This window comes from Gilvimarinus sp. 1_MG-2023, from assembly GCF_030548285.1.
Genome location: NZ_JAUOSC010000250.1, coordinates 1 through 401, shown reverse-complemented (window position 1 = coordinate 401; position 401 = coordinate 1). Strand labels below are relative to the sequence as shown.

1 protein-coding gene is annotated in these 401 nt (G+C 56.4%); it reads left to right on the top strand.

Annotated features, from left to right (window positions below; genetic code table 11):
* Window positions 1–194 (top strand): transporter substrate-binding protein (locus Q4563_RS16650; RefSeq protein ID WP_303605281.1); only part of this gene is annotated, 194 nt, incomplete at its 5' end.
* Window positions 195–401: the final 207 nt, after the last annotated feature.

Here is a 401-nt window from a genome sequence, read left to right as displayed (position 1 = left end):
AGCCAGTACTGATCGGTGAGATTCAGGACGATGGCCAGTTCGAAGTTGTCTGGGAAACCGATGGCCTGGTCGCTGGTGATGCCTGGTCCGACTTCCTGCCGGGTTCCAAGGATCTGATTGCCGATTGGACGGCACCTACCAAGTGCGGTAACTACAACACCAAAACCAAAACCTGCTCTGGCCAGAACTACTAGGCCGACGCCGGACCCCCAAGCCCTGCCACTTCTGGCAGGGTATCTGACTACCTGATTCCGCCCGCCGACATTCTGGTTCTTATCTGGACCGGGGTGTCTGTTGGTTTTCCTGATCATCAGACGCGGAGCCTCATTGTGAAAAAACTGTTTATTACCTGCTGCTGCCTGCTCGGCATGCTGGCCGGGCCGGTGTTTGCCGAGTTGGAT